This window comes from Halorubrum wangae, from assembly GCF_051194135.1.
Classification (GTDB): Archaea; Halobacteriota; Halobacteria; order Halobacteriales; family Haloferacaceae; genus Halorubrum.
On sequence record NZ_JBLZNH010000002.1, the window covers coordinates 389,666 to 415,010 of the forward strand.

At 69.5% G+C, this 25,345-nt stretch carries 29 protein-coding genes; 14 read left to right on the top strand and 15 right to left on the bottom strand.

Features of this window, described 5'->3' with window-relative positions; genetic code table 11:
- Positions 1–132 precede the first annotated feature (132 nt).
- The 8 genes from cofD to ACNS84_RS07215 all read left to right on the top strand — a co-directional run bounded on the left by cofD (position 133) and on the right by ACNS84_RS07215 (position 5,776).
- Positions 133–1,149, top strand: coding sequence for a 2-phospho-L-lactate transferase (cofD, locus tag ACNS84_RS07180; RefSeq protein ID WP_435074160.1), 1,017 nt, complete (start codon positions 133–135; stop codon positions 1,147–1,149).
- Complete coding sequence (locus tag ACNS84_RS07185) at positions 1,146–1,961, top strand: beta/alpha barrel domain-containing protein (protein WP_435074161.1); 816 nt, start codon at positions 1,146–1,148, stop codon at positions 1,959–1,961. The genes cofD and ACNS84_RS07185 overlap by 4 nt, the downstream gene beginning before the upstream one ends.
- Entirely contained in the window at positions 1,958–2,908 is a 951-nt protein-coding gene (locus tag ACNS84_RS07190) for a triphosphoribosyl-dephospho-CoA synthase (RefSeq protein WP_435074162.1), read from the top strand. Before ACNS84_RS07185 ends, ACNS84_RS07190 begins: the two co-directional genes overlap by 4 nt.
- The gene (locus ACNS84_RS07195) at positions 2,905–3,573 is read left to right on the top strand and encodes a DUF447 domain-containing protein (RefSeq protein WP_435074163.1); all 669 of its coding nucleotides are present in this window, start codon (positions 2,905–2,907) and stop codon (positions 3,571–3,573) included. The genes ACNS84_RS07190 and ACNS84_RS07195 overlap by 4 nt, the downstream gene beginning before the upstream one ends.
- Before the next feature lie 94 nt (positions 3,574–3,667).
- Positions 3,668–3,862 carry a 30S ribosomal protein S17e gene (locus tag ACNS84_RS07200; protein WP_435074164.1) on the top strand — a complete coding sequence of 65 codons (195 nt, stop codon included), beginning with the start codon at positions 3,668–3,670 and terminating at the stop codon, positions 3,860–3,862.
- A 97-nt stretch (positions 3,863–3,959) separates the two neighbouring features.
- On the top strand, positions 3,960–5,195 hold the full coding sequence (locus ACNS84_RS07205) for a tripartite tricarboxylate transporter permease (protein ID WP_435074165.1): 1,236 nt from the start codon (positions 3,960–3,962) through the stop codon (positions 5,193–5,195).
- 133 nt (positions 5,196–5,328) lie between these two features.
- Positions 5,329–5,508, top strand: a complete 180-nt coding sequence (locus ACNS84_RS07210) for an HVO_2753 family zinc finger protein (RefSeq protein WP_435074166.1) — start codon at positions 5,329–5,331, stop codon at positions 5,506–5,508.
- Between the two features lies 1 nt (position 5,509).
- On the top strand, positions 5,510–5,776 hold the full coding sequence (locus tag ACNS84_RS07215; protein WP_435074167.1) for an elongation factor 1-beta: 267 nt from the start codon (positions 5,510–5,512) through the stop codon (positions 5,774–5,776).
- 81 nt (positions 5,777–5,857) lie between these two features.
- Here the strand turns inward: ACNS84_RS07215 and ACNS84_RS07220 are convergent, their stop codons facing one another.
- From ACNS84_RS07220 to ACNS84_RS07250, 7 genes are all read right to left on the bottom strand, one after another.
- Positions 5,858–6,220 (bottom strand): thioredoxin family protein, encoded by a 363-nt coding sequence (locus tag ACNS84_RS07220; protein WP_435074168.1) that lies wholly within the window; start codon positions 6,218–6,220, stop codon positions 5,858–5,860.
- Between the two features lie 116 nt (positions 6,221–6,336).
- The gene (locus ACNS84_RS07225; protein WP_435074169.1) at positions 6,337–7,335 is read right to left on the bottom strand and encodes a Gfo/Idh/MocA family protein; all 999 of its coding nucleotides are present in this window, start codon (positions 7,333–7,335) and stop codon (positions 6,337–6,339) included.
- Positions 7,336–7,414: 79 nt separating this feature from the next.
- Positions 7,415–7,660, bottom strand: coding sequence for a DUF7542 family protein (locus tag ACNS84_RS07230; protein WP_435074170.1), 246 nt, complete (start codon positions 7,658–7,660; stop codon positions 7,415–7,417).
- An 81-nt stretch (positions 7,661–7,741) separates the two neighbouring features.
- On the bottom strand, positions 7,742–7,957 hold the full coding sequence (locus ACNS84_RS07235; protein WP_435074171.1) for a CbaC protein: 216 nt from the start codon (positions 7,955–7,957) through the stop codon (positions 7,742–7,744).
- The gene (locus tag ACNS84_RS07240) at positions 7,954–9,744 is read right to left on the bottom strand and encodes a b(o/a)3-type cytochrome-c oxidase subunit 1 (RefSeq protein ID WP_435074172.1); all 1,791 of its coding nucleotides are present in this window, start codon (positions 9,742–9,744) and stop codon (positions 7,954–7,956) included. The genes ACNS84_RS07235 and ACNS84_RS07240 overlap by 4 nt, the downstream gene beginning before the upstream one ends.
- On the bottom strand, positions 9,741–10,256 hold the full coding sequence (locus tag ACNS84_RS07245) for a cytochrome c oxidase subunit II (protein ID WP_435074173.1): 516 nt from the start codon (positions 10,254–10,256) through the stop codon (positions 9,741–9,743). The genes ACNS84_RS07240 and ACNS84_RS07245 overlap by 4 nt, the downstream gene beginning before the upstream one ends.
- 6 nt (positions 10,257–10,262) lie before the next feature.
- Positions 10,263–10,436, bottom strand: coding sequence for a hypothetical protein (locus tag ACNS84_RS07250; protein WP_410286731.1), 174 nt, complete (start codon positions 10,434–10,436; stop codon positions 10,263–10,265).
- Between the two features lie 98 nt (positions 10,437–10,534).
- Between ACNS84_RS07250 and ACNS84_RS07255 the strand changes: the two genes are divergently transcribed.
- Together ACNS84_RS07255 and ACNS84_RS07260 are read left to right on the top strand one after the other, a co-directional pair.
- Positions 10,535–10,741 (top strand): DUF8131 family protein, encoded by a 207-nt coding sequence (locus tag ACNS84_RS07255; RefSeq protein WP_435074174.1) that lies wholly within the window; start codon positions 10,535–10,537, stop codon positions 10,739–10,741.
- A gap of 30 nt (positions 10,742–10,771) precedes the next feature.
- Positions 10,772–13,237: a heavy metal translocating P-type ATPase gene (locus ACNS84_RS07260; RefSeq protein ID WP_435074175.1), complete on the top strand. Its 2,466-nt coding sequence runs from the start codon at positions 10,772–10,774 to the stop codon at positions 13,235–13,237.
- 6 nt (positions 13,238–13,243) lie between these two features.
- On the opposite strand, the gene ACNS84_RS07265 is transcribed toward ACNS84_RS07260, so the two are convergent.
- The 4 genes from ACNS84_RS07265 to ACNS84_RS07280 all read right to left on the bottom strand — a co-directional run bounded on the left by ACNS84_RS07265 (position 13,244) and on the right by ACNS84_RS07280 (position 16,032).
- Entirely contained in the window at positions 13,244–13,486 is a 243-nt protein-coding gene (locus ACNS84_RS07265) for an Rdx family protein (protein WP_435074176.1), read from the bottom strand.
- A 62-nt stretch (positions 13,487–13,548) separates the two neighbouring features.
- Positions 13,549–14,952 carry a heme o synthase gene (locus ACNS84_RS07270; RefSeq protein WP_435074177.1) on the bottom strand — a complete coding sequence of 468 codons (1,404 nt, stop codon included), beginning with the start codon at positions 14,950–14,952 and terminating at the stop codon, positions 13,549–13,551.
- 79 nt (positions 14,953–15,031) lie between these two features.
- Positions 15,032–15,514: an FAD synthase family protein gene (locus ACNS84_RS07275; RefSeq protein WP_435074178.1), complete on the bottom strand. Its 483-nt coding sequence runs from the start codon at positions 15,512–15,514 to the stop codon at positions 15,032–15,034.
- A complete protein-coding gene (locus ACNS84_RS07280; protein ID WP_435074179.1) occupies positions 15,511–16,032 on the bottom strand; it encodes a Mov34/MPN/PAD-1 family protein in 522 nt (173 codons plus the stop codon). The genes ACNS84_RS07275 and ACNS84_RS07280 overlap by 4 nt, the downstream gene beginning before the upstream one ends.
- A 129-nt stretch (positions 16,033–16,161) precedes the next feature.
- Here ACNS84_RS07280 and han point away from each other — a divergent pair, with 129 nt between their 5' ends.
- The gene (gene han, locus ACNS84_RS07285; protein ID WP_435074180.1) at positions 16,162–18,108 is read left to right on the top strand and encodes a Hef-associated nuclease; all 1,947 of its coding nucleotides are present in this window, start codon (positions 16,162–16,164) and stop codon (positions 18,106–18,108) included.
- 63 nt (positions 18,109–18,171) lie between these two features.
- Here han and ACNS84_RS07290 read toward each other — a convergent pair whose 3' ends face one another.
- Together ACNS84_RS07290 and ACNS84_RS07295 are read right to left on the bottom strand one after the other, a co-directional pair.
- Entirely contained in the window at positions 18,172–19,917 is a 1,746-nt protein-coding gene (locus tag ACNS84_RS07290; RefSeq protein WP_435074181.1) for a phospholipase D-like domain-containing protein, read from the bottom strand.
- Positions 19,918–19,969: 52 nt separating this feature from the next.
- Complete coding sequence (locus ACNS84_RS07295; RefSeq protein WP_435074182.1) at positions 19,970–21,424, bottom strand: HEAT repeat domain-containing protein; 1,455 nt, start codon at positions 21,422–21,424, stop codon at positions 19,970–19,972.
- 265 nt (positions 21,425–21,689) lie between these two features.
- Between ACNS84_RS07295 and dpsA the strand changes: the two genes are divergently transcribed.
- Positions 21,690–22,238: a DNA starvation/stationary phase protection protein DpsA gene (gene dpsA, locus ACNS84_RS07300; RefSeq protein ID WP_435074183.1), complete on the top strand. Its 549-nt coding sequence runs from the start codon at positions 21,690–21,692 to the stop codon at positions 22,236–22,238.
- A gap of 141 nt (positions 22,239–22,379) precedes the next feature.
- On the opposite strand, the gene ACNS84_RS07305 is transcribed toward dpsA, so the two are convergent.
- Positions 22,380–22,793 (bottom strand): Lrp/AsnC family transcriptional regulator, encoded by a 414-nt coding sequence (locus tag ACNS84_RS07305; RefSeq protein ID WP_435074184.1) that lies wholly within the window; start codon positions 22,791–22,793, stop codon positions 22,380–22,382.
- Positions 22,794–22,889: 96 nt separating this feature from the next.
- Between ACNS84_RS07305 and carA the strand changes: the two genes are divergently transcribed.
- Both carA and surE read left to right on the top strand, forming a co-directional pair.
- On the top strand, positions 22,890–23,951 hold the full coding sequence (carA, locus tag ACNS84_RS07310) for a glutamine-hydrolyzing carbamoyl-phosphate synthase small subunit (RefSeq protein ID WP_435074185.1): 1,062 nt from the start codon (positions 22,890–22,892) through the stop codon (positions 23,949–23,951).
- Positions 23,952–24,153: 202 nt separating this feature from the next.
- Positions 24,154–25,029 (top strand): 5'/3'-nucleotidase SurE, encoded by an 876-nt coding sequence (gene surE / locus ACNS84_RS07315; protein WP_435074186.1) that lies wholly within the window; start codon positions 24,154–24,156, stop codon positions 25,027–25,029.
- A gap of 38 nt (positions 25,030–25,067) precedes the next feature.
- Here surE and ACNS84_RS07320 read toward each other — a convergent pair whose 3' ends face one another.
- Positions 25,068–25,307, bottom strand: a complete 240-nt coding sequence (locus ACNS84_RS07320) for a DUF8527 family protein (RefSeq protein WP_496923250.1) — start codon at positions 25,305–25,307, stop codon at positions 25,068–25,070.
- Positions 25,308–25,345: the final 38 nt, after the last annotated feature.

Below are 25,345 nucleotides of genomic sequence, written 5' to 3' on the forward strand. Positions count from 1 at the left end.
GTCGCAGTGGATACTGGTCGACGGAAACAGGTGGGTCGTCGATCACGCGTACACGAATCCGTTACTCCGGCCCGATTCGCCTCGTCGCCCGCGGAGGCGAGGATACAAATCCGCCCGCCGCGTTGCCCGCGTATGGTTACGTTCCTCGCCGGCGGTACGGGGACGCCGAAGCTTCTCGACGGAGCGACGCGCGTGTGGGACGCCGATTCGATCTCGGTGGTCGCCAACACGGGCGATGACGTCGAACTCGGCGGCCACCTCGTCTGCCCTGACGTCGACACCGTGCTGTTCGCCGGCGGCGGCGTCCTCGACCGCGAGACGTGGTGGGGGATCGCCGACGACACCACTGCGACGCACGAGGAACTCCGCCGGCTTGCGGACGAGGTCGGACTCGGGACGGAGCCCCGGTACCTCGACGCGAAGGCGCAGACGGCGGGTCGAGAGATCGCCCGCTGGCGACGGTTCTCCGGCGTCGGCGAATTCATGGAAATCGGCGACCGCGACCGCGCCGTCCACGTCACGCGGACCAGCCTCCTCGACGAGGGGCGGACGCTCACCGAGGCCGTTCGCGTCCTCGCCGACGCCTTCGACCTCGAGGTCGAACTCCTGCCGATGTCCGACGACCCGGTCGCGACGCTGATCCACACCGCCGACGGAGAGATGATCCACTTCCAAGAGTACTGGGTCGCGCGCCGGGGAGACCCCGCCGTCGCCGACGTGGAGTTCCGCGGCGCCAGGGGCGCCGAACCGACGGCGGCGGTCCGCGACGCGCTCGCCGAGCCGGTCGTGATCGGGCCGTCGAACCCGGTGACGAGCGTCGGTCCGATGCTCGCGCTCCCCGGGTTCGAGACCGCGCTCTCGGAGACGCCGGTCGTCGCGGTCTCGCCGTTCGTCGACGACGAGGTGTTCTCGGGACCGGCGGCCGACCTGATGGCCGGCGTCGGCCGCGACCCCTCGACCGCGGGTGTGGCCGCCTCGTACCCATTCGCCGACGCGTTCGTCTTGGATACGGACGACCCGACCGAACTCGAGGGCCGCCACGTCGAGCGTACCGACACGCGGATCGACGACGCCGACGACGCGGAACGCGTCGCTCGAACCTGCGAACGTGCGCTCGCGGCGGTCTCGGACGCGGAGGTGGCGGAGTGACGGCGACCGGAGACGACGGCCCGACCCCGTTCCTCGTCGCCGCCAGTCTCAGCGGCGCGGCCGACGCCGACTGGGCGCGCGCCGCGGCCCCCCACGTCGACGCGGCGCTGCTCGGCGGAATCGCGCTCGACCCCGCGAGTCGGGCAGCCGCGCGCGACCTCGTCGCCCGCGGGCGCTCCGAGTTCCTCCCCGATGACCCGTTCGCGTGGATCGACCGCCAGCTCGCCGCGCTCGGGGACGCGCCGGTCCGTCCGGGGATGAACCTCCGGAGTGCGACCGTCGAGCCGGTGCGTCAGGCGGCGGCGATCTGCGCCGATCGAGGCGCGGTCTGCGAGATCAACGCCCACTGCCGACAGCCGGAACTTCGCGCGGTCGGCTGCGGCGAATCACTGCTCCGCGATACGAACCGGCTCGCCGAGTACGTCGCCGCCGCGGCCGAGACGGGCGCGACGACGAGCGTGAAGGTGCGCGCTGAGGTCCCCGGCGTCGACCTCGTCGCCGTCGCCGACGCGGTCGCCGAGGCGGGCGCCGACTGGCTCCACGTCGACGCGATGGACTCCGAGGCAGTCGTCGGCGAGTTAACGACCGGTGCCACCGGCGCTCCCGCCGACCTCGTCGTGATCGCCAACAACGGGGTCCGAGGCCGGCGGACCGTCGCGGAGTACGCCGCATACGGGGCCGACGCCGTCAGCGTCGGCCGGCCGAGCGAGCGCCCGGCGGACCTCGAACGCGTCGCTGAGGCGGTGCGTGCGTGGCGAGAGGGGGCGTCGTCTGATGACCCGACGGACGCTCGCCGGGAGGCGCCGCGGTGACCGCCGCGCGCGATCCGGTCGACGACGCCACCCTCGCGCTCCTCCTCGAAGTCGCCGGGACCCCGAAACCGGGAAACGTCGACCGCCACCGGGACCTGGACGACCTCCGGTTCGACTCGTTCCTCGGCGGGGCGGTCGGCGCGAGAGCGGGGCTGGAACTCGCCGCGGACGACGACGTCCCTCTCGGCGAGGCCTTCGAGCGCGCGGTCGCGGGGATGGCCGATCGCGCGGGAACGAACACTCAGTTCGGCTGCCTGTTGCTGCTCGTCCCGCTGCTTCGGGCGACCGTCACCGAGGCCGCGTCCTCCTCGGGCCGCCTCGACGCCGCCGCGGTCGACCGCGTGACCCGCGACGCGACCGTCGACGACGCCGTCGCGTTCTACCGCGCGTTCGAGCACGTCGACGTCGCCGTCGCGGACCCGCCCCCGGACGCCGCCGACCTCGACGTGCGACGCGGGAGCGACGCGGCGCCGGCCCTCCGCGAGCGGGGGCTGACGCTGCGGGACGTGCTGGCAATCTCGGCCGATCCCGACGACGCCGACCGCGTTCCGGACCGCAACGCCCGGGAGTGGGTCGAGGGGTTCCCGCGGACGTTCCGCGCCGCCGAGTGGATACGGACCGACACGGGACCGCTGACCGACCGGGCCGCGCGGACGTTCCTCGGACTGCTCGCGGCCGAGCCAGACACGCTGGTCGCCGCGGCGCACGGCCCCGAGGCGGCGCGCGAGGCGAGTACCCGAGCCGCCGCGCTGCTCGACGGCGCGGCCGCAGGGTCGGAAGGGGTCGACGCGTTCGACGCCGACGCGGTCCACGGGGCCGACCTCGACGCCGCGGAGGGGTTGGCGGCGGCGTTCGTCGACGAGGGGATCAACCCCGGAACGACCGCGGACCTGACCTGCGCGGCCCTGTACGTCGCGATCCGGCACGGCGCGGAGGTGGCGCCGTGACCGAGGACCGCGGCGCTTCCGTACCCGATGGCTGGCCGGTCGCGCTCCGCGGCGTCACCGAGTCGGTCGTAACGACGCTTGGTCCGAACGGCCGCTGGAACGTCGCGGCGCTCGGGCTCCACGCGCCGGAGAAACCCGGCGACCCCGTCACCGCGCGGACCTACGGACGCACTCGCACGTGGCGGAATTTCACCGAACGCGGCAGTGGCGTCATCCAGTTCACCGCCGATCCCCGGACGTTCGTCGACGCTGCGCTGACGGTGCGTGAGACCGACGCTCCCGTCGTGGACACAGCTGACGCGTGGGTCGAGGTGACCGCGGCGGAAGTCGGGAGCGAGACCGATGGCGACACCACGATCCGGACGTGGGCGCTCGACCCGGTCGAGAGCGACGTGCGCCGGGAGCGCGTGCTCACGATCAACCGGGGATTCGGGGCGGTGATCGACGCGACTGTGGCCGCCTCGCGGCTTGACGTGCCCGGGTTCGATACGGACGAACTGCTCGATCGCCTGACGTACTTCGCGGACGTCGTCGATCGGTGCGGCGGTCCGGCCGAGCGAGAGGCGTTCGCCCGGATCGACGAGGCGACCGGCTGGCGGGTGCTCGCGGCCGAGCGGCGCTCCGGCGACGACCGAGACGACGGGGGACGCGACGGCGACGCGTGAGCGACCGCGCGGTCGCCGTACCGTCGTGATACCGCCTCGCGGCCGCTCGCGGCGGAACGAACCCTTTTAGTTCGGCCCGGCGGTATCGGTCGGTATGGCCATCAAACCCAAGTACATCAAGCAACTCGGGAACGTCCTGCTGGAGCAGTATCCTGACTCGTTTAACACGGACTTCGAGACGAACAAGGAGAGCGTCACAACCCTCACCACCGTCGAGTCGAAGGGCGTTCGCAACCGGATCGCTGGCTACGTCACCCAGAAGAAGGCGCAGGCGGCCCAGTCGGCGTAATCGGAGTCACATTTTCGAGCGTTCGTTCCGGCCGTCCGAGCCGCGGCGCCCGCCCATTCCCGCCGTTTATGAGTGAAGCCGCGGCCACCTCGCCGCGATGGACGCCCTCGTCCGCCCGGTCGTCGACCCGACGTTCGCGGCCGCCGCGCTCGCGTTTCTGAGCGGCGGCGCGGCGCTCGGCACCGCGAGCGGACTGGTCCCCGGGCTCCACGCGAACAACTTCGCGCTGCTGCTTGCGGGACTGGCACCGTCTGTTCCCGCCGATCCGCTGCTCGTCGGTATCGCGATGCTCGGCGCGGGCGTGGTTCACTCCTTCCTCGACATCGTCCCGGCGCTCGCGCTCGGCGTGCCCGACGCGGCGACGGCGGTCGCGGCGCTGCCGGGCCACAGGCTCGTAATCGCCGGGCGCGGACGCGAGGCGATCCGGCTCTCGGCTGTCGGCTCCGGGCTGGCGGTCGCGCTCGCGGTCCCCCTCGCCGTGCCGATTACGTGGGTCATGATGCGCGGCTACCCGACGGTTCGGACGCACCTCCCGCTGCTTTTGAGCGTCGTCGTCGCGTTCCTCGTCGTGACCGAGTCGTCGAAACGCGCCGCCGTCGGTGGTGTCGTCGCCTTTCTCGCCAGCGCCGCGCTCGGACTGGCGACGCTCGACGTCGACCCCGCAGCGCCGCTCGACGCCGGCGGCGTTCTTGCCCCGCTGTTCGCCGGACTGTTCGGTGCGCCCGTGCTCGTCGACGCACTCGGCGGCGAGGGCGTCCCGCCGCAGGCCGACGCGCGGATCGCGATGGGTCACCGGGACCTCGGCGTGAGCGCCGGAGCCGGATCGGTCGCAGGCGCGGTGGTCGGCTACGTCCCAGGCGTCTCCGCCGCCATCGCCGCCGTCGCCGCGATGCCCGTCGTCCCGCGCGAGGAGTCGGACCGCGGGTTCGTCGTCGCCACGAGCGGCGCCAACACGGCGAACACGATATTCGCGCTGTTCGCGCTCGTCGCGCTCGGGACGCCCCGAACGGGCGTCACGGTGGCCATCGACCGCGCCGGCGTCCCCTTCGCACTCCCTATTCTCCTCGTTGCGGCCGGTGTCGCGGCAGCCTGCGGCTTCGCCCTCGTCCTGCTCGTCGGCGACGCGTACCTCCGCGTCGTCGGAAACGCCGACTACACCCGCCTGTCGCTCGGCGTGCTCTCACTGCTCGCCGGCGTCTCGTTCCTGTTCGCGGGGGCGTTCGGCGTCGGCGTCTTCGTCGTCGCCGGCGGACTGGGGCTCGTTCCGCCCCGTCTCGGTGCTCGCCGCGTCCACCTGATGGGCGTGCTCATCGGCCCGCTGATAGTCGGCTGAGCACCGGCTTCGCTTCTCGGCTCTCCGTCGTCATCGTTTCAGGTACGAGCGCTGGGGTACCGCGGCGCAGGCCGCGCTTCGCCGTCGACTGCAAAGAACAACGGTTAAAAGTCGCGCGGTGGTCATTCAGTGTATGAGCGAAAGTGAAACGCAGGGCACCCGACAGTGTGTCTCCTGTGGTATTCAAGTGGCCGGGATGAACGCCGCGCGGTTCTCCTGCCCGGATTGCGGAGCGACGATCCACCGGTGCTCGAAGTGCCGGAAGCAGAGTAACCTCTACGAGTGCCACGACTGTGGCTTCCGAGGTCCCTAATATGGGAGACGTCGCCGCCAAAATCAAGGTCATGCCGAACAGCCCCGAAGTTGACCTCGACGACCTGCAGGACCGACTGGAGGAGTCGCTCCCGCAGGGCGCGAAGATCCGCGGCTTCCAGCGCGACGACGTCGCGTTCGGTCTCGTCGCCCTCCTGCCCACGGTCATCGTCCCCGACGGTGCCGGCGGCACCGAGGCCGTCGAAGAGGCGTTCGCCGAGGTCGACGGCGTCGAGTCCGTCGCCGTCGAGAACGTCGGTCGACTGTAAAAGAAACCGACTGCGGTCGGCGGTCGACCACGTCTTTTCGCGATTATCGTCGCAGAGCGCCGTCAGTCCCGACGCGTCCCCTCACGCCGCGTGCGCCTCGATCCACGCGCTCAGGTCGTCGCCGGGGATGAACCCCTCCGCGCGGCGCGCGACCGGCTCCCCGTCGACGAACAGCACGAACAGCGGGACGCTTCGCACGTCGAACCGCTCGACGAGCGGCGGATCGTCGCGCGGATTTATCAGGGCGACGTCGACGTCGAGCGCGCGGGCGACGTTCCCGAGAACGGGTTCCATACTCGCACAGATGCCGCACCCGTCGGTGTAGAACTCGACGAGTGCGGCGTCCGCCCCGTCAACGAACGCGTCGAGCGCGTCCGCGTCCGCGAGCGACATCGGACGTCGGACTCCTTCGTCGCCGTCCGGCTCGGCAGTGGTATTGGACATTATACACACTATTGGTGCCAGTCAGGTATAAATGCTCGCTCGCAGCGGAACGCCTTGTCGGGCGGTTAGACGCCGAGCAGTTCGAGGCCGAGCAGTTCGACGCCGACCGGTTCCGCTCACAACACGTCGACAGCGTCGCCCTCGGCAGCGCTCTCGGCGAGTGCGTCGATGACTCGCATGTTCGCGACCGCTTCCTCGCCGTCTGTCAGGGGCGCGGTCCCGTCGGCGACGCATTCGGCGAAGCGCTCCGCCTGTACTCGGTACTGATCGATGGGGTCGAACGACTCGACGCCGCGTCGTCCGTCGATCTCGTAGGTCAACTCCGCCGACTCGTCGTCGGGCGCGTCGAACGCGCGTTCGACTTCGATCCAGCCGTTCGTCGCGTCGATCCGGTACCGCTGCACGAGTTGTGTGTCGAATCCGGAGGCGATCTGGGCCGATCGGCCGTCGGCGTACTCCAGCACACCGGCGAGCTCCGTGTCGACGCCGGCACCTCGGGTGTCGTTCGTATGCGCGTACGCTCGGTCAGGCTCGCCGAGCACCGCCCTGGCGAGCGAGACGGGGTAACAGCCGACGTCCATCAGCGACCCTCCCGCCAGCGCCGGGTCGAGGCGAACGTCGTTCGGTCGGTCGTACAGCGGGAACCGGAACGTCGAGGTCACCGTGCGCACGTCGTCCAGTTCGCGCTCGACGAGTTCGAGGACCCGCTCGGTTCGGGGGTGGTACCGGTACATGAACGCCTCCATCAGGGTGACGCCGCGGTCCTCGCAGCGGTCGACCACCTCGCGCGCCTCCGCCGCGTCGGCCGCGAGCGGTTTCTCGCAGAGCACGTGTAGTCCGGCGTCGGCCGCGCGCGTCGTCCACTCGGCGTGGAGCCCGTTCGGGAGCGGCACGTACACCGCGTCGAGCCCGTCATCCTTGAGCAGCGCCTCGTAGGAGCCGTAGCTCCGGGGGATCGAGTGTTCCGCAGCGAACGCCGCCGCTCGGTCGGCGTCGCGCGAGGCGACCGCCCCGACCACGTGGTCGCTCGCCGCGAACGCCGGGACGACGGCTTCGCGAGCGATTGCGGCGGTGCCGAGCACGCCGATCGTCAACTGCTCCGTCTGTGGTGACATCTGCAACGATCGACGCACGCCGGGGTGAAAAGAGCCGGTCTTGCTCCGCTTGTTGCGGCCGACGACCGCCCGCACCGGGTTATCGGTCCGGCGGACCGGGGTCGACGAGCGGTGAGTCCTCGTTGGCGCACTCCGGCCGGCCGCAGACGCCGGCATCGGCGCCGGCCCGTGAGACCCCGTCGGCGATCGACTCGATGTCCCACGCAACCGCGTGTCCGGTCGTCGACTCGTGGTCCGCCAGCGCGGTCCGTGCCGTCGAGAGCCGGTCGTGCTCCGCCTCGAGCGAGCAGTCGCCACACCGGATCACGACGCGCGTCCGTTCCATACTGGGTATTGTCCGAGAGGGACATAACCGTGGCGATACCGAGGACCGGCACGACCGGGATCGATCGAACCGATCCCGCCGCTACGCCGGTTCGTCGTTCTCGGGATCGGTCCGCCACCCGCCCATCAACGTGATGACCCACAACAGCACGCCGGCGAGCACGAACACGGCCGCCATATACGGGAGGAGCGGAAGTTCGACGCCGACGAAGTCGAGCACCGTTCGGAATTCGTAGACGATCACGCCGAAGATAGCGAACGCGACGAGCAGCCCGCCGCGGGTCACGTCGAGACTCATCCGACCACCCCGACGAGCGAGGCGACCACGTCGCCGACGGCGCCGACGAGCGGGGTCATCGCCCCCGCGAGCGCGTCGAGCATCGGCGCGACCCACGCCGGATACGTGCCCACGCCCGGGCCGAGCAGTCCGCCGCGGTTGATGATCGCTGCCAGCGGCAGGGCGTACGCGAGGACGACGAGTGTCACTGCGATCCCCACCCAGAGCCGCAGGCTGTCGAGCACGCGCGGCGCGTCGTCGGGGCCGGACAGCGCCGGCGGCAGCGACTCGGCGAGCCCGGACACTTTCGGGTTCCCCATCGTGAGCACGAGGTTCCCGATGAACAGCACCGTCGAGATGAACAGCAGCGTCCCGCCGATGGCGATCTGGACGTTGAGCTCCTCGAACCCGCCGAACATCACCGGGTAATCGAAGCCGTTGTACTCCGGCTCCGCGGTCCGGCGCGGCACACCCATCATCCCCTGCGCGTGCATCGCGTTCGACATCAGCGCCATGCCGACGAACCAGAGAACGACCTGGAACAGCCCGATCGACCGACTGTAGATCGGCTTGTTGGAGATCTGTGGCCAGAGCCAGTAGGTCGCCGCCATGAACGTGAGCGCCACGGCGGTGCCGACGGTGAGGTGGAAGTGGCCCGGGATCCAGATCGTGTTGTGGATCATGTAGTTGATGTTCATGCCGGCGTTCACCATTCCGGAGAACCCGCCGGCGGCGAACATCAGCCCCGCGAGCATCATCCCGGTGAACTCCGGCTTGCGCCACGGCAGCTCGGTGAGCCAGCCGAGGAGGCCGGTCCCGCCGCGCTGGCGGGCGCCGTACTCCACGCTCGCGACGACCGTGAACGCCGTGAGCAGGCTCGGCAACAGCAGGAACATCGTGTTCGTCATCGAGATGAACTTGAACCCTTCAGCGATCCCCGGGTCGAGGTACTGGTGGTGGATGCCGACCGGGGTCGAGAGGAGGAGGAACAGCACGAACACGACGCGCGCGAGCGGGTCGCTGAACAGTCTCCCGCCGGCGATCTTCGGCAGGACGGTGTACCACAGCAGGTAGGCGGGCATCAGCCAGAAGTACACCACCGGGTGGCCGAAGAACCAGAACAGCGTCCGGGTCAGCGTGGGGTTCACCTGATCGATGAATCCGAGCGACCACGGGAGTAAGAACAACAGCACCGACGCGGCCACCGCGGACGAGGCGATGTACCACATCGCCATCGTCGTCAGCACCATGAACGTCTGCAGCGGGATGCGCTCGTCCGGGTGCTCGCGCTTCCACGCGAGGAACGTCCGGAACCAGTCGGCGCCGGCGATCCACGACCCGACGATGAACACGGCGAGTCCCGCGTAAAACAGCGGATGCGCCTGCAGTGGCGCGTAGAACGTGAAGAGGACGTCCGCGCTCATGTCGATCGTATCGACGAAGCCGGCGAGGATCGAGACGCCGGTCATCGTCATCCCGACCGCCATGATCGCGTACCACGTCCAGGTGATCTTGATGTTCACGAGCGGTCGGTCAAGGCTCCGGGTCAGCGCCCACGTGAACAGCCCCACGAGGAAGAAGGTCGTGAAGCTGATCGCGAGGAACACGCCGTGGGCGGTCAACACGGTGTAGTAGTCGGTCGACGGGATGATCCGCGCCACGTCAGTCCGGTGCAGCGTCTGGATGATCCCGAATATCGCGCCGAGCACCAGCGCGAAGAATGAACTGAGGAGGGCGGCGCGGACGAGCCTCGCCTCCTCGGGGAACTTGTCGACGAACGACTGCTCGGCCTCGATGGCTTCGCTCATTCGTCCTCACCTCCGCTCGTCCGCTCCTCAAACGCCGACTGACTGACGACGTGGACTTTCCCCTCCATCACGTGGTGACCGGCGCCGCAGTACTCGTTACAGATGAGGCCGTACTCCTGCGGCTCGTCGGTCTCGACGGTTATCTCGGAGACCTCGCCGGGAACGATCATCGTGTTGGCGTTCGTCCCGGCGACCTCGAACCCGTGGATCACGTCGCGAGAGGTGATATAAAAGGTCACCGTGCTGTTTTCGGGGACGACGATCGGGCTCGGCTCGAAGCCGAACTGGTAGGCGACGACGTAGGCGGCGTAGTGGTTCTCTCCGACCTGTTCGACCCGCGGCTCCGAGAACCGCTCGTCCTCGTCGAGTCCCTGCGAGTCGATTGGTTGCTCGCTGTCGGCGACCATCGCGACGCCGGGGCCCACGGCACCGTACGTGACCGAGCCGATGAGCAGCAGGATCAACAGGATCGAGGCGGCGAGCCAGAGCTTCTCGTACGCGTGTATATGCATCCGTGATCACCCCACGACGACCAGATCACGGCCGAGAAATTCGATATAGTAGATGTACACCCACGCGAGCAACAGGATCACGAAGTAGATCCCGATGAGCGTGAGGGTTCCGATCGGATCGAACTCCTCGTCACCGCTTACATCGTCCGTCGATGCGTGTGCGGCTTGGTTTTGGCCCATAGGCGCCGTTATCGATTGAGTGGTATATAATGCCGATTCGTTCCCGAGGGGTGAAAACACGGCTGTTATATATGCCCAACGGGCCGTGAATCCTCAGTATGAAGTTCTCACTCCAGCAAGCCGTCCTCCTCGTGTTGGGCGGGCTCATCCCGGCGGCGGTGTTCCTCGCCGACCGGGCGGAGATAGTCGTCGTCGTGACGCTCGTGAACGTGCTGATTATCTGGGGCAGCCTCCGCGTCGCGACCGGCGGCCGCCTCCGCCCCGGATCGGCCGCACCCGACGCGGCCGATCCGGAGGAGGCGTAGTGCAGTCTGCCGGGCGCCGGAGTTGAACCCATGTCGAACTGTACCCTCTGTGACCTCCCGACGGGGGACTCTCCCCACGCCGCCCCCGACGTCGACGGCGAGTTCTGCTGTCGCGGCTGTCTCGCCGTCGCTCGCTCGCTGGACGACGTCGACGATCTCGAGAATATCGGCGACCTCGAGGAGCGGCGCCCCGAGGCGGAACCGGACGACTCGTTCGACGGCGAGACGACGTTCCTCCACGTCGACGGGATGCACTGTGCGACGTGCGAGTCGTTCCTCGAACTGACCGCGGGCGAGCAGGCGGGGGTCGCGGCCGCTGAGGCGAGCTACGCCACCGACACTATCCGCGTCGACTACGACCCCGATGTCGTGAGCGCCGAGGCGCTCCCCCAGCGGCTCTCGGTCGCCGGCTACACCGCAAGCGAGCGCGCCGACTCGGACTCGGACGGGGACGACGTCGCGGTCGCCCGCTTCCTTATCGGCGGCGGATTCTTCGGCATGATGGCGATGCTGTGGTACGTCCTCTTCTTGTATCCGACCTACTTCGGCTACGAGCCGATCCTCGACCTCGGCGGCGTGTCGGGGACCTACCTGTTTGCGCAGATATGGGTGTTCGCCTCGATCGTCCTCTTTTATACCGGCTACCCGATCCTGCGGGGCGCGTACGTCAGCCTCCGCGCACGGCGGCCGAACATGGACCTGTTGGTGTCGCTGGCGGCGGCCAGTTCGTACGCGTACAGCACGCTCGCCCTGCTCGTCGGTCGCACCGACCTCTACTTCGACGTGACGATCGCCGTCATCTTGGTCGTCACCGCCGGCAGCCACTACGAGTCGATCATCAAACGCCGTGCGACCGGGATGCTCTCCGACCTCACGACCGTCGGCGATCGGACGGTCCGCACCGAGGACGGGGAGTCTCTGACGGCCGACGCGGTCGAGCCGGGCGACCGGCTCCTCGTGCGGCCCGGCGAGCGCGTCCCCTTCGACGGGACGGTCGTCGAGGGGACCGCCGCGGTCGACGAGGCGCTCGTCACGGGCGAGTCGCTCCCCGCGACGAAGCGCGAGGGCGACGCGGTCCGCGGCGGGACCGTCGTCACCGACGCGCCGGTCGTCGTCGCCGTCGGCGAGGACGCGACGAGCACGCTCGACACGCTGGTCCGGCTGTTGTGGGAAATCCAGAGCTCGCGGTCGGGGGTCCAGCGGCTCGTCGACAGGCTCGCGACAGCGTTCGTCCCGCTCGTCGTCGCGGTCGCTGTCCTCGGCGCGGCCGCGACCTTCGCGCTCGGATCGACCCCGATCGACGCCGCCTTGGTCGGGCTCACGGTCCTCATCGTCTCGTGCCCGTGCGCGCTCGGGCTCGCGACGCCGCTCGCGATCGCTGCCGGGATCCGCGACGCGGCCCGCCGCGGCATCGTGATCGTCTCGGACGCCGTCTTCGAGGAGGCGGCCGACGTCGACACCGTCGTGCTCGACAAGACGGGCACGCTCACCGACGGCGAGATGCGGCTGCTCGACACCGTCACCGACGGCGCCTCGCCCGAGGAGGTGCGTCGCCTGGCGGCGGCGGTCGAGCGAGCCTCGATTCACCCGGTCGCCGAGGCGATCGTTGGCGGCGTCACAGGCGATGACGGAGGCGCCGCGAGGCCCGCGACCGATGGCGGAGACTCCGCGAAGCCCGCGACCGATGGCGGCGTGGCGGCCGATCCCGACCGAGACGGTCCTCGGACACCCGAATCGGAGGGTACACTCGGCTGCTCGGCGACGGACGTGACCGTCTCGGACCGAGGCGTCACGGGTCGCGTCGACGGCGACGAGGTCGTCGTCGGCCATCGGTCGCTGTTCGAGGACGAGGCGTGGACCGTCCCCTCGTCGTTGGAGACGGCAGCCGACGCGGCCCGTAGGGCCGGCCGAGTCCCCGTGTTCGTCGGGTGGGCGGGATCGGTCACCGGGGTTCTCGTCGTCGGAGACGAAGTCCGCGACGGGTGGGAGGACGTCGTCACCGACCTCGCTACCGACGGGCGACGCGTCGTGGTGCTCACCGGCGACTCGGCCGCCGCCGCCCGGCAGTTCGAGGAGCACCCTGCGATCGACGAGACGTTCGCGGAGGTACCGCCGGAAGCGAAGGCCGAGACGGTGCGACGGCTCGCGGCGACAGAATGCGTCGCCATGGTCGGCGACGGGAGCAACGACGCGCCGGCGCTCGCCGCAGCCGACCTCGGCGTCTCGGTCGCGAGCGGGACCGATCTGGCGGCCGACGCCGCCGACGCCGTCCTCTTGGAGGACCGACTCTCCGCGATTCCGGAGCTGTTCGCGGTCACGCGCGGCACGAATCGTCGCCTCAAACAGAACCTCGGCTGGGCGTTCGTCTACAACGCGGTGGCGATTCCGATGGCGATTTCGGGCGTGCTCAATCCGCTTCTCGCCGCGCTGGCGATGGCGACGAGCAGCATCCTCGTGGTGACAAACTCCGCGCGAGCCGTATACAAAAGCGAGTGACGCTACTTACGCGGCGGCGCCGACGTGCGGCCTGACGGCCCGGACGATGGCGTCGACGTCGTACGCGTCCTCGGTCTTGTCGAAGACGACCTCGCCGTCGGCGCGGACGACGAACACGCCGTCGTCGCCCGTCACGATGGCGACCTCGTCGAGCTCCTCGCCGAACTGCTTCAACAGCGCTTCCGAAACGTCCTGAGCGCGATTCAACATCCCACACGGTACGCAGTACTCGATATCGACTCGGGTCATACGGTTCCGATTTCGGGTCGAACGACCTTAAAAACGTGCCGCGTACGCCAGCGTCATGCCCGTCAGACCACGAGCGCGTCGAAGACGACGGCGAACAGGAGCAGTCCGAGGTACGCGTTCGACGCGTGGAACGCGCGGAACGCCGCCGCCTCCGTCTGCTCGTAGTGAAGCCGGACGACCATCCACAGGAACACCGCGCCCACCGCGACGCCGACGGCGGCGTAGAGCGCGCCGAGCGGTTCGGCGACTACTGCGAGCGCGACCGCAGCGACGAGCGTCGCACCGAGGTACCAGACGATGTGGCGGCGCGTCGCCGTCTCGCCGCGGACGACCGGCATCATCGGGAACCCGCCGCGCTCGTAGTCGTCCTTGTACGCGAGCGCGAGGTTGTAGAAGTGCGCGGGCGTCCACAGGAAGATGACGAGTGCGAGCAGCAGTCCGCCCCCGCCGACTTCGCTCGTCACCGCCGCCCAGCCGATGAGCGCCGGAAGCGCGCCCGCCGCGCCGCCGATGACAGTGTTCTGCACCGTGTTCGGCTTCAGAACGAGCGTGTAGACGACGCTGTAGAACAGGATCGCGACCAGCCCGAGCGCCGCGGTCAGGGGGTTCACCGTCCAGAAGAGGCCGAGGGAGACCGCCGCCAACAGGAGTCCGAACGCGAGCGCGTTGCGCACCGGGACGAGGTCGGTCGCCAGCGGACGGTCGTTGGTGCGCTGCATCCGCTTGTCGATGTCGCGCTCGAACACGTGGTTGAACGTCCCGGACGCCCCGATAGAGAGCGCGCCGCCGGCAAGCGTCGCGCCGACGACGTACGGGGTGAACCCCTGTCCGCCGGCGAGCGCCATCGCCGCGGCGGCGACGAGACAGAGCAGCCACATCAGGCGGGGCTTCATAAGTCGGAAGTAGGCGGCCGCGGTGGCCCGGAGTCGCGGCACCGTCGCGGTCGGGATATCGGGTTCCGGCGCTTCCTCGACCGGCGGAAGGTCGTCGGTTCCCGGCTGAAAGTCGACCGCGCTGTCGTCCGGGGAGCCGGTCTCGGCCTCGAGCCACCACGCGAGCGCGGCGAGCACCGACCCGAAGATGGTCACGCCGAGGAGGAGGTGCGCCGGCCCGAGCGCGGCCGGAAGCTCGCCGACGGCGACAAGCGCGCCGACGGCGGACTGCGCCGGGAACAGCAGGAGCGAGACCGCGAGGGCGGCTTTGACCCGGCGGCTCGCGCCGTCGATCCACGCGAGCGCGACCGACAGGGCCACGAGGACGCCGACGACGGCGGCTATCGCTCGGTGGCCGAGCGCCACCCAGCCGGCGCTCTCTGCGGGGAGCACCGCGCCGCCGCCGCAGAGCGGCCACCCGGAACAGGCGGCCGCGGCCTCCGTGAGCGAGGTCGTGGCCCCGACGACGAGCAGGAGGTACACTCCTATCGCCGTCGCCGAAAGGACCGCGGGGAATCGATCGGGTATCGTCACTTACGTGAGTTTGGGAACGGATCCATATATGTCCCGCGCTTCAGTGGATCCGGTCCGTACGCGGGTGTCGCCTCCGAATCTATCCCCGTTCGCCGCCGTCACGAGACGCGTCGGCGGTCTTGCCAGCCTCGCTCGCACTGCGCCGTCGGAGGATGCGGTCGACGATGTCGCCGCTGGAGAGCAGTTCGTCGTCGTACCGTGGCTCGCGTCCCGACGCCCGCTTGACTCGGCAGTCGATGTCTCGCGCCGCGAGCGCCTCGGCGATTCCCGCCTCGTCGTGGTGCTGGTCGAACCCCAACACGATCACGTCCGGATCGAGCCGCTCTATCGGTACGAACACGTCCTCCGGGTCGCCGAGGTGCGCCCCGTCGACGGCGTCGAGGGCGGCCACCATGTCCCGCCGCTGGCGGGCACAGAGGATCGGCTCGGGCTTGTGGGTGACGTTGGTGCGACGGGCGACGATGACGTGGAGTTCGTCGCCGAACGTCGCCGCGTCCTCGAGGTAGTGGACGTGTCCGGGGTGGAGCAGGTCGAAGGTCCCCTGCGCGACGACCCGCGTCATCGGAACCACGAGAGGAAGCCGCCGTCCTCGCGGCGCTCCTCGACGAGTTCACCGTCGATATCCTCCTGGGTGAAATCGAAGAAGTGCTCGTCGGGTATCTCCACGTCGAGGACCTCGAGGGTCGTTTGGTTCCCCTCGTTGTCGAACGCCTTCCAGTTGCCCCACCCGTACGGGGCGCCGACGATGATGTGGACCTTTCCCTGTCCGAAGGTCGCGAGATCGGCCGTACTCGGCCGGAGCGCCCCGTTCGGGTGGGAGTGGACCGATCCCACGGCGCGCATGTCGTTCGGCTTCATGTGCGTCCGAACGCTCGCGCTCGTCGGACTCGACTCCGTTCCCGGGATGACGAGCACGTCGGTTATTACCTGCCCGTCCCGGTCGATGTCGAGCTTCCGAGCGTCGTCCGCCCGGAGGAACCCCATGTACTCGTTGGGATGGGTCTCCTCGCTCGCCTCGAGGACGAACTCCATCGTCTCTCGGGCGATACCGAGGAGTTCGTCCGAGCGGAACAGTCGCATACGCGAGCGAAGGCGCCGTCGCCCCATAGGGGTTCCGGACCGGCGGACGGCGGCCCCGCATCCATCGGGTCGAGACGCGCAGAGACGCGAGAGAACAGGCTTAACACCGGCCGTTCCCGATGGGTCTGCATGAGCGAGAACTCTGCCGGGGATTCCGGCATGCGGGGCGATTCGAGCCCCGAACCCGACGCCGCTGCGGCGAAGGGGACGGCCGACGACCGGCCGACCGTCTACGACCTGGCACCCGACTGCACCCTCGAAGACGCCGAGGTCGACGCGCTGTACCACGCCACGGTCAACGGCGTCGTCGACTACGGCGTCTTCGTCGACGTCTCCGACGCCCTGTCGGGGCTCGTCCACGAGTCGAACCTCGACGGCGAATACGACGTCGGCGACCGGCTCGTCGTCCGCCTGACCGAGGTGAAGGAGAACGGTGACGTCGCGTTCGACGACGAGGTCGTCGACGACTACCGCACCGAGACGGTCGCCCACGAGCCCACCGTCTCGCGCGTCCGCGGGCTCTCCCCGGGCGACGAGGTGACCGTCGAGGGCGAGGTCGTTCAGGCGAAACAGACCGGCGGCCCGACGATATTCGCCGTCGCCGACGCCTCCGGCGTCGTCTCCTGTGCGGCCTTCGAAGAGGCCGGCGTCCGCGCGTACCCCGAGGTCGCCGTCGGCGACATGGTCCACGTCAGCGGGACGGTCGAGACCCGCGAGAACGCGCTCCAGCTGGAGGTCGATTCGCTGCGTCGGCTGCCCGACGAGCACGCCGCCGAGGCTCGCGAGCGGTTCGAGGCCGCCCTCGATGAGCGCGCCGAGCCCGCCGACCTCGACCCCCTCGTCGAGTGGGACGCGTTCGAACCGATCCACGAGGACCTCCGCGAGATGGCCCGCCTGCTCCGTCGTACCGTGCTCGCCGGGCGTCCGATCCGCGTCCGCCACCACGCCGACGGCGACGGGATGTGCGCGGCGATTCCGGTTCAGCTCGCCCTGGAGAACTTCGTTCGCGACGTGCACGAGGACGCCGACGCGGCGCGACACCTGTTCAAGCGCCTCCCGAGCAAGGCGCCCTACTACGAGATGGAGGACGTCACTCGCGACCTGAACTTCGCGCTGGAGGGGCGCGCCCGCCACGGCCAGAAGCTCCCCTTCCTGCTGATGCTCGACAACGGGTCGACCGAGGAAGACGTTCCCGCCTACGAGAACCTCGCGCACTACGACATCCCCATCGCGGTCGTCGACCACCACCACCCCGACCCCGACGCGGTCGAGCCGCTGCTCGACGCTCACGTCAACCCGTACCTCCACGGCGAGGACTACCGGGTCACCACGGGGATGATGTGCGTCGAACTCGCGCGCCTGATCGACCCGTCGATCACCGAAGAGCTCGAACACGTCCCGGCGGTCGCCGGGCTCTCCGACCGCTCGAAGGCGGAGGCGATGGACGATTACGTCGCGCTCGCCGAGGCGGCCGGCTACGACGAGTCCGACCTGCTCGACATCGGTGAGGCGCTCGACTACGCCGCCCACTGGTTGCGCTACTCCGAGGGGAAGACCCTCGTCAACGACGCGTTGAACGTCGGCTGTGAGGACGAGGCCCGCCACGAGGAGCTGGTCGAGTTCCTCTCTGAACGCGCCGAACGAGACGTCCAACGACAGCTCGACGCGCTCGACGACCACGTCGATCACGAGCGGCTCGCCTCGGGCGCGCACCTCTACCGGATCGACCTCGACGAGTACGCCCACCGGTTCACCTACCCGGCGCCCGGGAAGACGACCGGCGAACTCCACGACACCCGTGTGCGGGAGACTGGCGACCCCGTCATCACGATCGGCTACGGGCCGGACTTCTGCGTGCTCCGGTCCGACGGGGTCCGCCTCGACATCCCGAACATGGTGACCGAACTGAACGAGGAGCTCCCGGAGGCTGGCGTCTCCGGCGGCGGTCACCTCGTCGTCGGCTCCATCAAGTTCGTGAAGGGTCGCCGGAGCGCCGTCATCGAGGCCCTCATCGAGAAGATGGCTGGCGCCGAGATCGACGAGGCGCTCTCGTCGACCGCCGTGATCGACGACTGAGCACCTCATTCCTGCCGCCCTCCGTCGGCTCGTCACGCGAACGCTACCGTTCCGGACGGTCCGTCACGTGAACGTCACCTCCCGCCGGGCGACGACGCCTGCTCCCGCGAGCGTGACCGCGAGACCGCCCGCGAGCCCGACCGGGAGGTGGACCCCGCCGCCGCGCCAGTCGGCCGCGTACGCGCGAGCGTAGAAATCCGCGACAGCCTCGTCTTCGATCGCGAGCAGCACCTCCCGGTTCTCCGTCGCCGCGCCGGCGTTCCAGTTGAGGCTCCCGACGATCGCCGTGTCGTCGACGACGACGCCCTTCGCGTGGACCTTTCCGTATCGGCCCCGCGGCTCCGCGACGGCCACCGAGACGGATTCGTCCGCGAGCGCCTCGACGAGCGCGCGGTTCTCCTCCCGATCGTACCATGCGTCCGACAGCAGCAGGTGGACATCGACGCCGCGGTCGGCGGCCCGCCGCAGCGCGCGAACGAGGCGATTATCAGGGCCGCCGGTCCGCGGGACCAGCGCCAGCACCCGGTCGTCCGCGGCGTCGATCCGCGCGACTAGTCGGTCGGCGCCGTTGCCGGGGGCCGTCAGGAGTTCCACGTCCGCCGCCCTCGGGGCTGGCGGCTCGAACCGGGTCGGATAGCTACCGTTCGCCGCGCCTCCGTCGTGGAACTCGGTGTCCGCGCGGAACGCCGCCCACGACCGGGCGTCGGGTGCCGCGGCGTCCGCACGGTACAGTGCGGCGAGGTCGTCGGCGGTCGTTCGCCCGGTCGTCGCTGACCGCGGCGTTCCGGTGACGACGCCCCACCCTCGGTTGGTCTGGCCGCCGGTGCCGGACGGTTTCCAGTTTTCCGTGAGCACGACCGCGCGGTCGTCGGCGACGGCGTACTTGGCGTGGTGAAAGCGGAACCGTTCGGGGTCGCCGTCGAGAACGCGCACCTCGACACCACCTGCGGCGATCCGATCGAGGAGTCGCGCGCTCCGCGCGGAGAACCCGCCGACCGGCGACCCCTCGACGAGGACGCGCACTTCGACGCCGCGGTCGGCCGCGGCGACGAGCAGGTCGGCGACGCGCTCGGAGCCCAGCGTGTACCCGGCGAGGAGCAGTCTGTCCTCGGCGCCTCGAAGCGGCTCGACCGGCATCCCCGGACTGTCCGGCAGGACGAACGGTCGCACGGTCGCGTTCGTCGTTCGGACCGCCGAGCGCGGCTCGTAGCCCCGCGGTCGCCACTCTCCCCACTCCGCGCGCCAGCGGTGTCCCTCGGGCGCCCGGTCGTAGTCGACGACGGCGACCGCCGTCCCGTTTCGGCGGAGCGCGATCCGATCACCGGACGCCGAGAGGGGGAAGTAGTCGTCGAGCGCGCGGAGGTCCGTCGGCCCGTAGGGGGCGCCCGCCGCCTCGTCGTCGAGTAAGTCAGTCGTGTTCGCGGGGTCCATCGAGAGCGCGACGACGCCGCTCGCGTTCGCCGGAATGGCCGCCTCGTGGTAGCCGTCGGAGAGCGACCAGTTCCCGCGCTCGGGCAGTCTGACGACGAGGTACTCGCCGCGATTCTCCGCCGCCGTCGGGTTCGGAAACAACTCGACGATACGGGGCTGCTCCGACACGAGTGTCCGATTTTCCGGGCCGTCGGTCGTCTGTCCGTCAACCCCTTCTGCGTCGACATCGACGACGGCGGCCCCGCTCTGGGCGCTACTTGCGGTCGCGACCGGTGCGGCGAACGTCAGGACGAGGACGCCGAGCGCGACGGCGACGACGCTTGTGGCCGCGATGCTCGGAACCGGTGCGCTCGCAGTGCGGGACGATGCGGACGACACGGAGGGGGTTCCCGCGGTATCACAGAAAAAGTGAAGGCGTGCGCGCGACGCGTCAGGCCGCGGCCGACGCCGCGTCGAGCGACCGCTGGGCCTTCTCCCCTTCGGTCGAGACGATGAACGAGTGTTCGTCGGCGTACTCGGCGACGGTTTCGAGGGCGTCGCGGGTACCGATCTGGCGGAGCGCCCAGCCGGCCGCGGCGCGAACGTCGTCCGAGTCGTCATCGGCCAGGACGTCCGCGAGCGGCTTGATCGCGCGGGTGTCACCGATGAGACCGAGCGCGCGCGCCGCGTGGGGGCGCACCAGCTCTTCGGTGTCGTCGCCGACGAGCGCGTCCGCGAGCGGCTGGACTGCTTCTTCGGCGCCAATCTCGCCGAGGGCTTTGAACGTCGCCTTCTGGAGCTGCGGGTTCGAGTCCTCCGGCACGTACTCCACGAGGGTCTCAATCGCCTCCGACGCGGCCATCTTCCCGAGGATACGGATCGAGAACTGGTCGCGCTTTTCGGCGCGTCCGAGCAGTTCCTCGACCGACGCCTCGGTCTTCCCGCGCTTCCCCATGCGTTCGAACGCCTCCAGGCAGTGGCGCTCCATGAAGTCGGAGGTGAGCGAGTCGAGCGCGAGCAGGATCATGTCCACGTTGCCGCGTGACTCGTGTTCTTTGAGCGCCGACCACTCCACCGGGAAGTCCTTGTAGTGGCCGAGCACGTCGTAGAATCCCTGTGCGCGGAGCTGTTCGTGGGTTTCGAGGTCGTCCCACTCCTCGGCGTCGTCGAGCCCCGCCTCGAGGTCGTCCGTCGCCTCGACGAGCGCCGCGATCGTCTCCGCGTCGTCGTCGGGGTCGAGGTCGGCCTCCGTGACGCCGGCAGCGACGGCGTCGAGGGCGGCGACGAGAGCGGCGATCGGGTCTTCGGCCGCGGTGTCGTCTCCGCTCTCCGCGTCGGTCTCGACGTCGTCGGCCGCCGCCTCGATGCCTTCCAGGTCGGCTTCGATCGCGTCCGCGTCGACCCCGTCGTCGACCGCGTCCGCGGCCGCCTCGACGAAGGCCGTCACCGCCACCGCGGCGTCGTCGATCCCGGCGACGGTCCACTCGGTCTCCTCGAGCGTCGCTCCGGCGCTCTCGATGGCGTCGACGACGTCTTGGGCGTACGGGCCGCGCGCCTCCTCGGCGGCGTCCCGAAGCTCCGCGACCCGGTCTTCGAGGTCGCCACGAGGATCGTCCGCGTCCTCGTCGTCTTCGTCGGGCTCGGGGAGGTCGGCCTCCTCGATCCCCGCCTCGGCGTCGTCGAGGAGCGCGTCGACGTCGTCGAGGTCGGCCTCGGTCTCGGCGTTGTCGAGGAGCGCCGCGATCTCGTCGAGGTACTCGTTGAGTGACTCCTCGGTCGCTTCGTCGGGAAGCGTCGGCGCGGCGGCCGGGTCCGTCGACTCGCCGGCGCCGCCCGCCTCCTCCGCGTCGTCCGCGGCGTCGGCCTCCTCGGAGGCGTCGGCCGGGTCGTCGTCGCCGTTGCTCATACACCACAGACTGCGCGCGTAGTCCATTAAGACGTTTCCCTTCGAGCGCGCCGGCCGGTCGACGGTGTCGCCGGAGCCACGCCGACCGCCGCGCCCCGTGGCGGCCGACGCCGACGCCGCCCGCGACGACGGGCCGACACGCGTTCATCGACCGGTCAGATCGGCGTTCACCTGCGCAAATAGCAAAATTATATTCTCACATCTAAAACTCTGGTTGCTATAGTGGGAGCATTTATATGGGTAACGCGCGTATGTAGCGGTAGACATGAGTACGCAAAAAGAGGCTCGTCAGCGCTACGGAGACGTTCACGAAAGCGAAGCGCTCCGCGTTCCCGAAGAGAAGGCCGAACAGCTCGTCGACGCGCTCAACACCGACCTCGCGGCGACGTACGTCCTCTACCACCAGGTCAAAAAGCACCACTGGCTCGTCGAGGGCGCCGAGTTCCGCGACATTCACGTCTACCTCGGCGAGGTGGCGGCCGACCTCGAAGAGGGCGCGGACGTGATCGCCGAGCGCGCGCAGGCCCTCGGCGGCGTACCGCTGTCGGGCGGCGCGAACTACGAAGAGCACGCACCGGTGAGTCCAGAGGACGCCGACGCCTACGACATTCGCACCTCGCTGGAGCACGACCTCGAGATGTTCGGCGACATCACCGAGATGCTCCGCGAGCACATCCAGCTCGCCAACAACCTCGGCGACTACAACACCGAGGAACAGCTCCGCGACATCCTGATGGACGTCGAGGAGCACGGCCACCACATCGAGCACTACCTGGAGGACGACACCCTCGTCACCCAGGGCACGCTCGAATAGACGCGCTCCGGTCGACGCTCTCGTCCGGCGGGACGCGGACCCCGATCCTTCGATTCGAACGTTTTCACGTATTTCGACCAGATAGCGACGGCGCCTCCGACCGTCGCGACCGAACCGAACGCCCCTCGGCGCTCCGACCGGTCACCCGAGCCGCTCGTCCAGAATGAGCCGCGTCTTCGTCGACTTCACCTCGTCCATCTCGCGGGCCTGCGAGATCAGTTCGTTGACGGCGCGCGTGTCGACGGCGTCGACCACGAGAACGATATCGTCCTCGCCGGACACCTGCCAGACGAAGTCCACCTCGTCCCACTCGACCATGCGCTCGCCGACGCCGGCGGTGTCGACGTTCATCTCCACCGAAATCTCGATCATCGCCTTCACGTTGCCGGTGCGAGTCGTCACGGTGAACCGCTCGATGACGCCCTCCTCGGTCATGCGGTCGACGCGGTTGCGAACCGTCCCCTCCGAGGTACCGACCCGATCCGCGATCTCGGTGTAGGGGGTTCGCGCGTCCCGGCGCAGGATCGAGAGAATCCGGCGGTCGAGGTCGTCCATACCCGTTGTGCTCTCCCCGTCGACTTACCCGTTACGAATATCGTAACGTAACTACGAACGACGCATTTAATACTCTTAGAGCGTACGTTTATCGTAATGTCGGACGCCTATATCGCGCTGGCTGACGGACGCGTGCTCGAAGCGCGCGCCCGTGCACCGGGGCGCACTCGTGGCGAACTGGTGTTCACGACCGCGTACACCGGATACGAGGAGTCGCTCACCGACCCCTCCTACGCCGAACAGATTCTCACCTTCTCGTACCCCCTGATCGGGAACTACGGCGTCCGAAGCGAGCGGTTCGAGTCCGAATCGGTCCAGCCCCGCGCAGCGATCGCCCGCGAACTGACCGACGACGTCGCCGAGTGGCTCGCCGACGAGGACGTGCCCGCCGTCGACCACGTCGACACCCGCGAGATCGTCACGACCGTCCGCGAAGAGGGGGCGATGGCTTGCGGGATCGCCGCCGGGCCGGACGCGACTCCCGAAGACGCCGTCGCCGAGATGGAGGCGTGCGAGCCGATGAGCGAGCACACCGACATCGGCGCGCAGGTGTCCGTGACGGAGCCGACCGTCTACGAGGGCGGCGGCGCCGCCACGGTCGCGATGCTCGACTGCGGCGCCAAGGGCTCGATCATCTCCTCGCTCACCGAGCGCGGCGCGGACGTCCACGTCCTCCCGTACGACACCACCCCCGATGACGTGGCGGCCGTCGACCCCGACGTGCTCTTCGTCTCGAACGGCCCGGGCGACCCGGAAAACTTCGTCGACGCGCAGGCGGTCGTCGACGCTTTCGCCGGCGAACTGCCCATGGCCGGCATCTGCCTCGGTCAGCAGGTCATCACGAGCGCGCTCGGCGGCTCGACCGAGAAGATGGCGTTCGGTCACCGCGGCGTCAATCAGCCCGTCAAGGACCTCCGCACCGAGAAGGTCGTGATGACCACTCAGAACCACGGCTACACGGTCGACGACACCGGCCCGCTGGAGGTGACGCAGGTGAACGTCAACGACGATACCGTCGAGGGGCTCGACAGCGAGGAACTCGACGTCATCACGCGCCAGTACCACCCCGAGGCGAACCCGGGTCCGCACGACTCGCTCGGCTTCTTCGACGAGGTGCTCGACCTCGCGGAGCCGACCCCGCACGTCACCGCGGACTGACCGCCGTCCCCGAACCGTCTTCGCATCCATCCCACGCCCGACTCGCCCGGCTGACCGCCGCTGAGTACCACCCGGCCCGACGCCCGCCGGTTCCCGCGTCGGCTTCCTCGCCCGATGCTATTCGCCGTCCTCCGCCGTTTTCCGATTGTAACGACCGCCCACTACCGGCGACGTTTTGTCGCCCCCCGCCGCAGTGTTGTCCGTGACTCGCGAGATCCTCCTCACCAACGACGACGGTATCGACGCCGTCGGGCTCCGGGCACTCTCCGACGCGCTCGCGCGCGATCACGACGTCACGGTGGTCGCGCCGAAGCAGAACCAGTCCGGGGTCGGCGGCACCCGTTCGTGGTGGGAGACCACCGTAACGTACAGCGAGACGGACGCCGGCTACGCGGTCGAGGGAACGCCCGCCGACTGCGTCGCCGTCGCCGAGGTGGCGCTCGACCTCGACCCGGACGTCGTCGTCTCCGGCTGTAATCACGGCCCGAACATCGGGGCGCACATCCTCGGGCAGTCAGGTACCGTCGGCGCCGCCATGGAGGCCGCCTTCCTCGGGACGCCGGCGATCGCCGTTTCGCTGTACGACCGCGGAAATCTCCCGGTCCCACCGACGCTCGAGCGCGGCGACTTCGCGCTCGCCGCCGAGGCGACGCTCAACCTCCTCGACCGCGCCGAGGACGGCGAAGGCGATGAGCCGATCAGGCTCCCGTTCGGCGCCGACGTGCTGAACGTCAACGCGCCGGCGGCCGACGACGAGACCGCCGCCGACCCCACCTACCGGCTGACGGAGCCCGCGCGCGGCTTCGACGTCATCGAGTTCCGGCCGGGCGAGGGCCACCCCGGTGAAGGCGGATTCAGCGAGCGACGCGGTGAGATGGGGATGGAACTCCGGGACCGCTTCTGGCGGGAGTTCCTCCGCGGTGACGTCGCGGACGATCCTGGATCGGATCGGCTCGCGGCGGTTGACGGCGAGGTGAGCGTCTCACCGCTGTCATCCTCCCGGTCCCTCGCCGGGGACCGCGCGGGCGAGGTCGTGACCCTCGGCGCCGAGACGCCCTCGTCACCGGACGGCGAGTGAGTCCGGGCGCCACCATCCCCGGCCCGTTTTTGCGACCCCTACCGACGCCGACCCGACCGCCGTCCGCTGCCGGTGAACTCGGCGGCGAGGCGTCCCAGATACCAGACGAGCAGCGCACCCAGCACGAGGCCGACGCCAAAAGCGGCGAGCAGTTCCGTCGGCGTCGCGTCCCACTGATACGCGATGAGCGGCGGCGAGACAGCGACGAGCAAGAGGAAGCCGGCCTTGATCTTGCGGTTTCCGGCGTCGCGCTCCGCGTCCGACATGGGGCCTACCACACCGGTCCCCCCGCGGGACGGAAGGCGCACCGAATCGC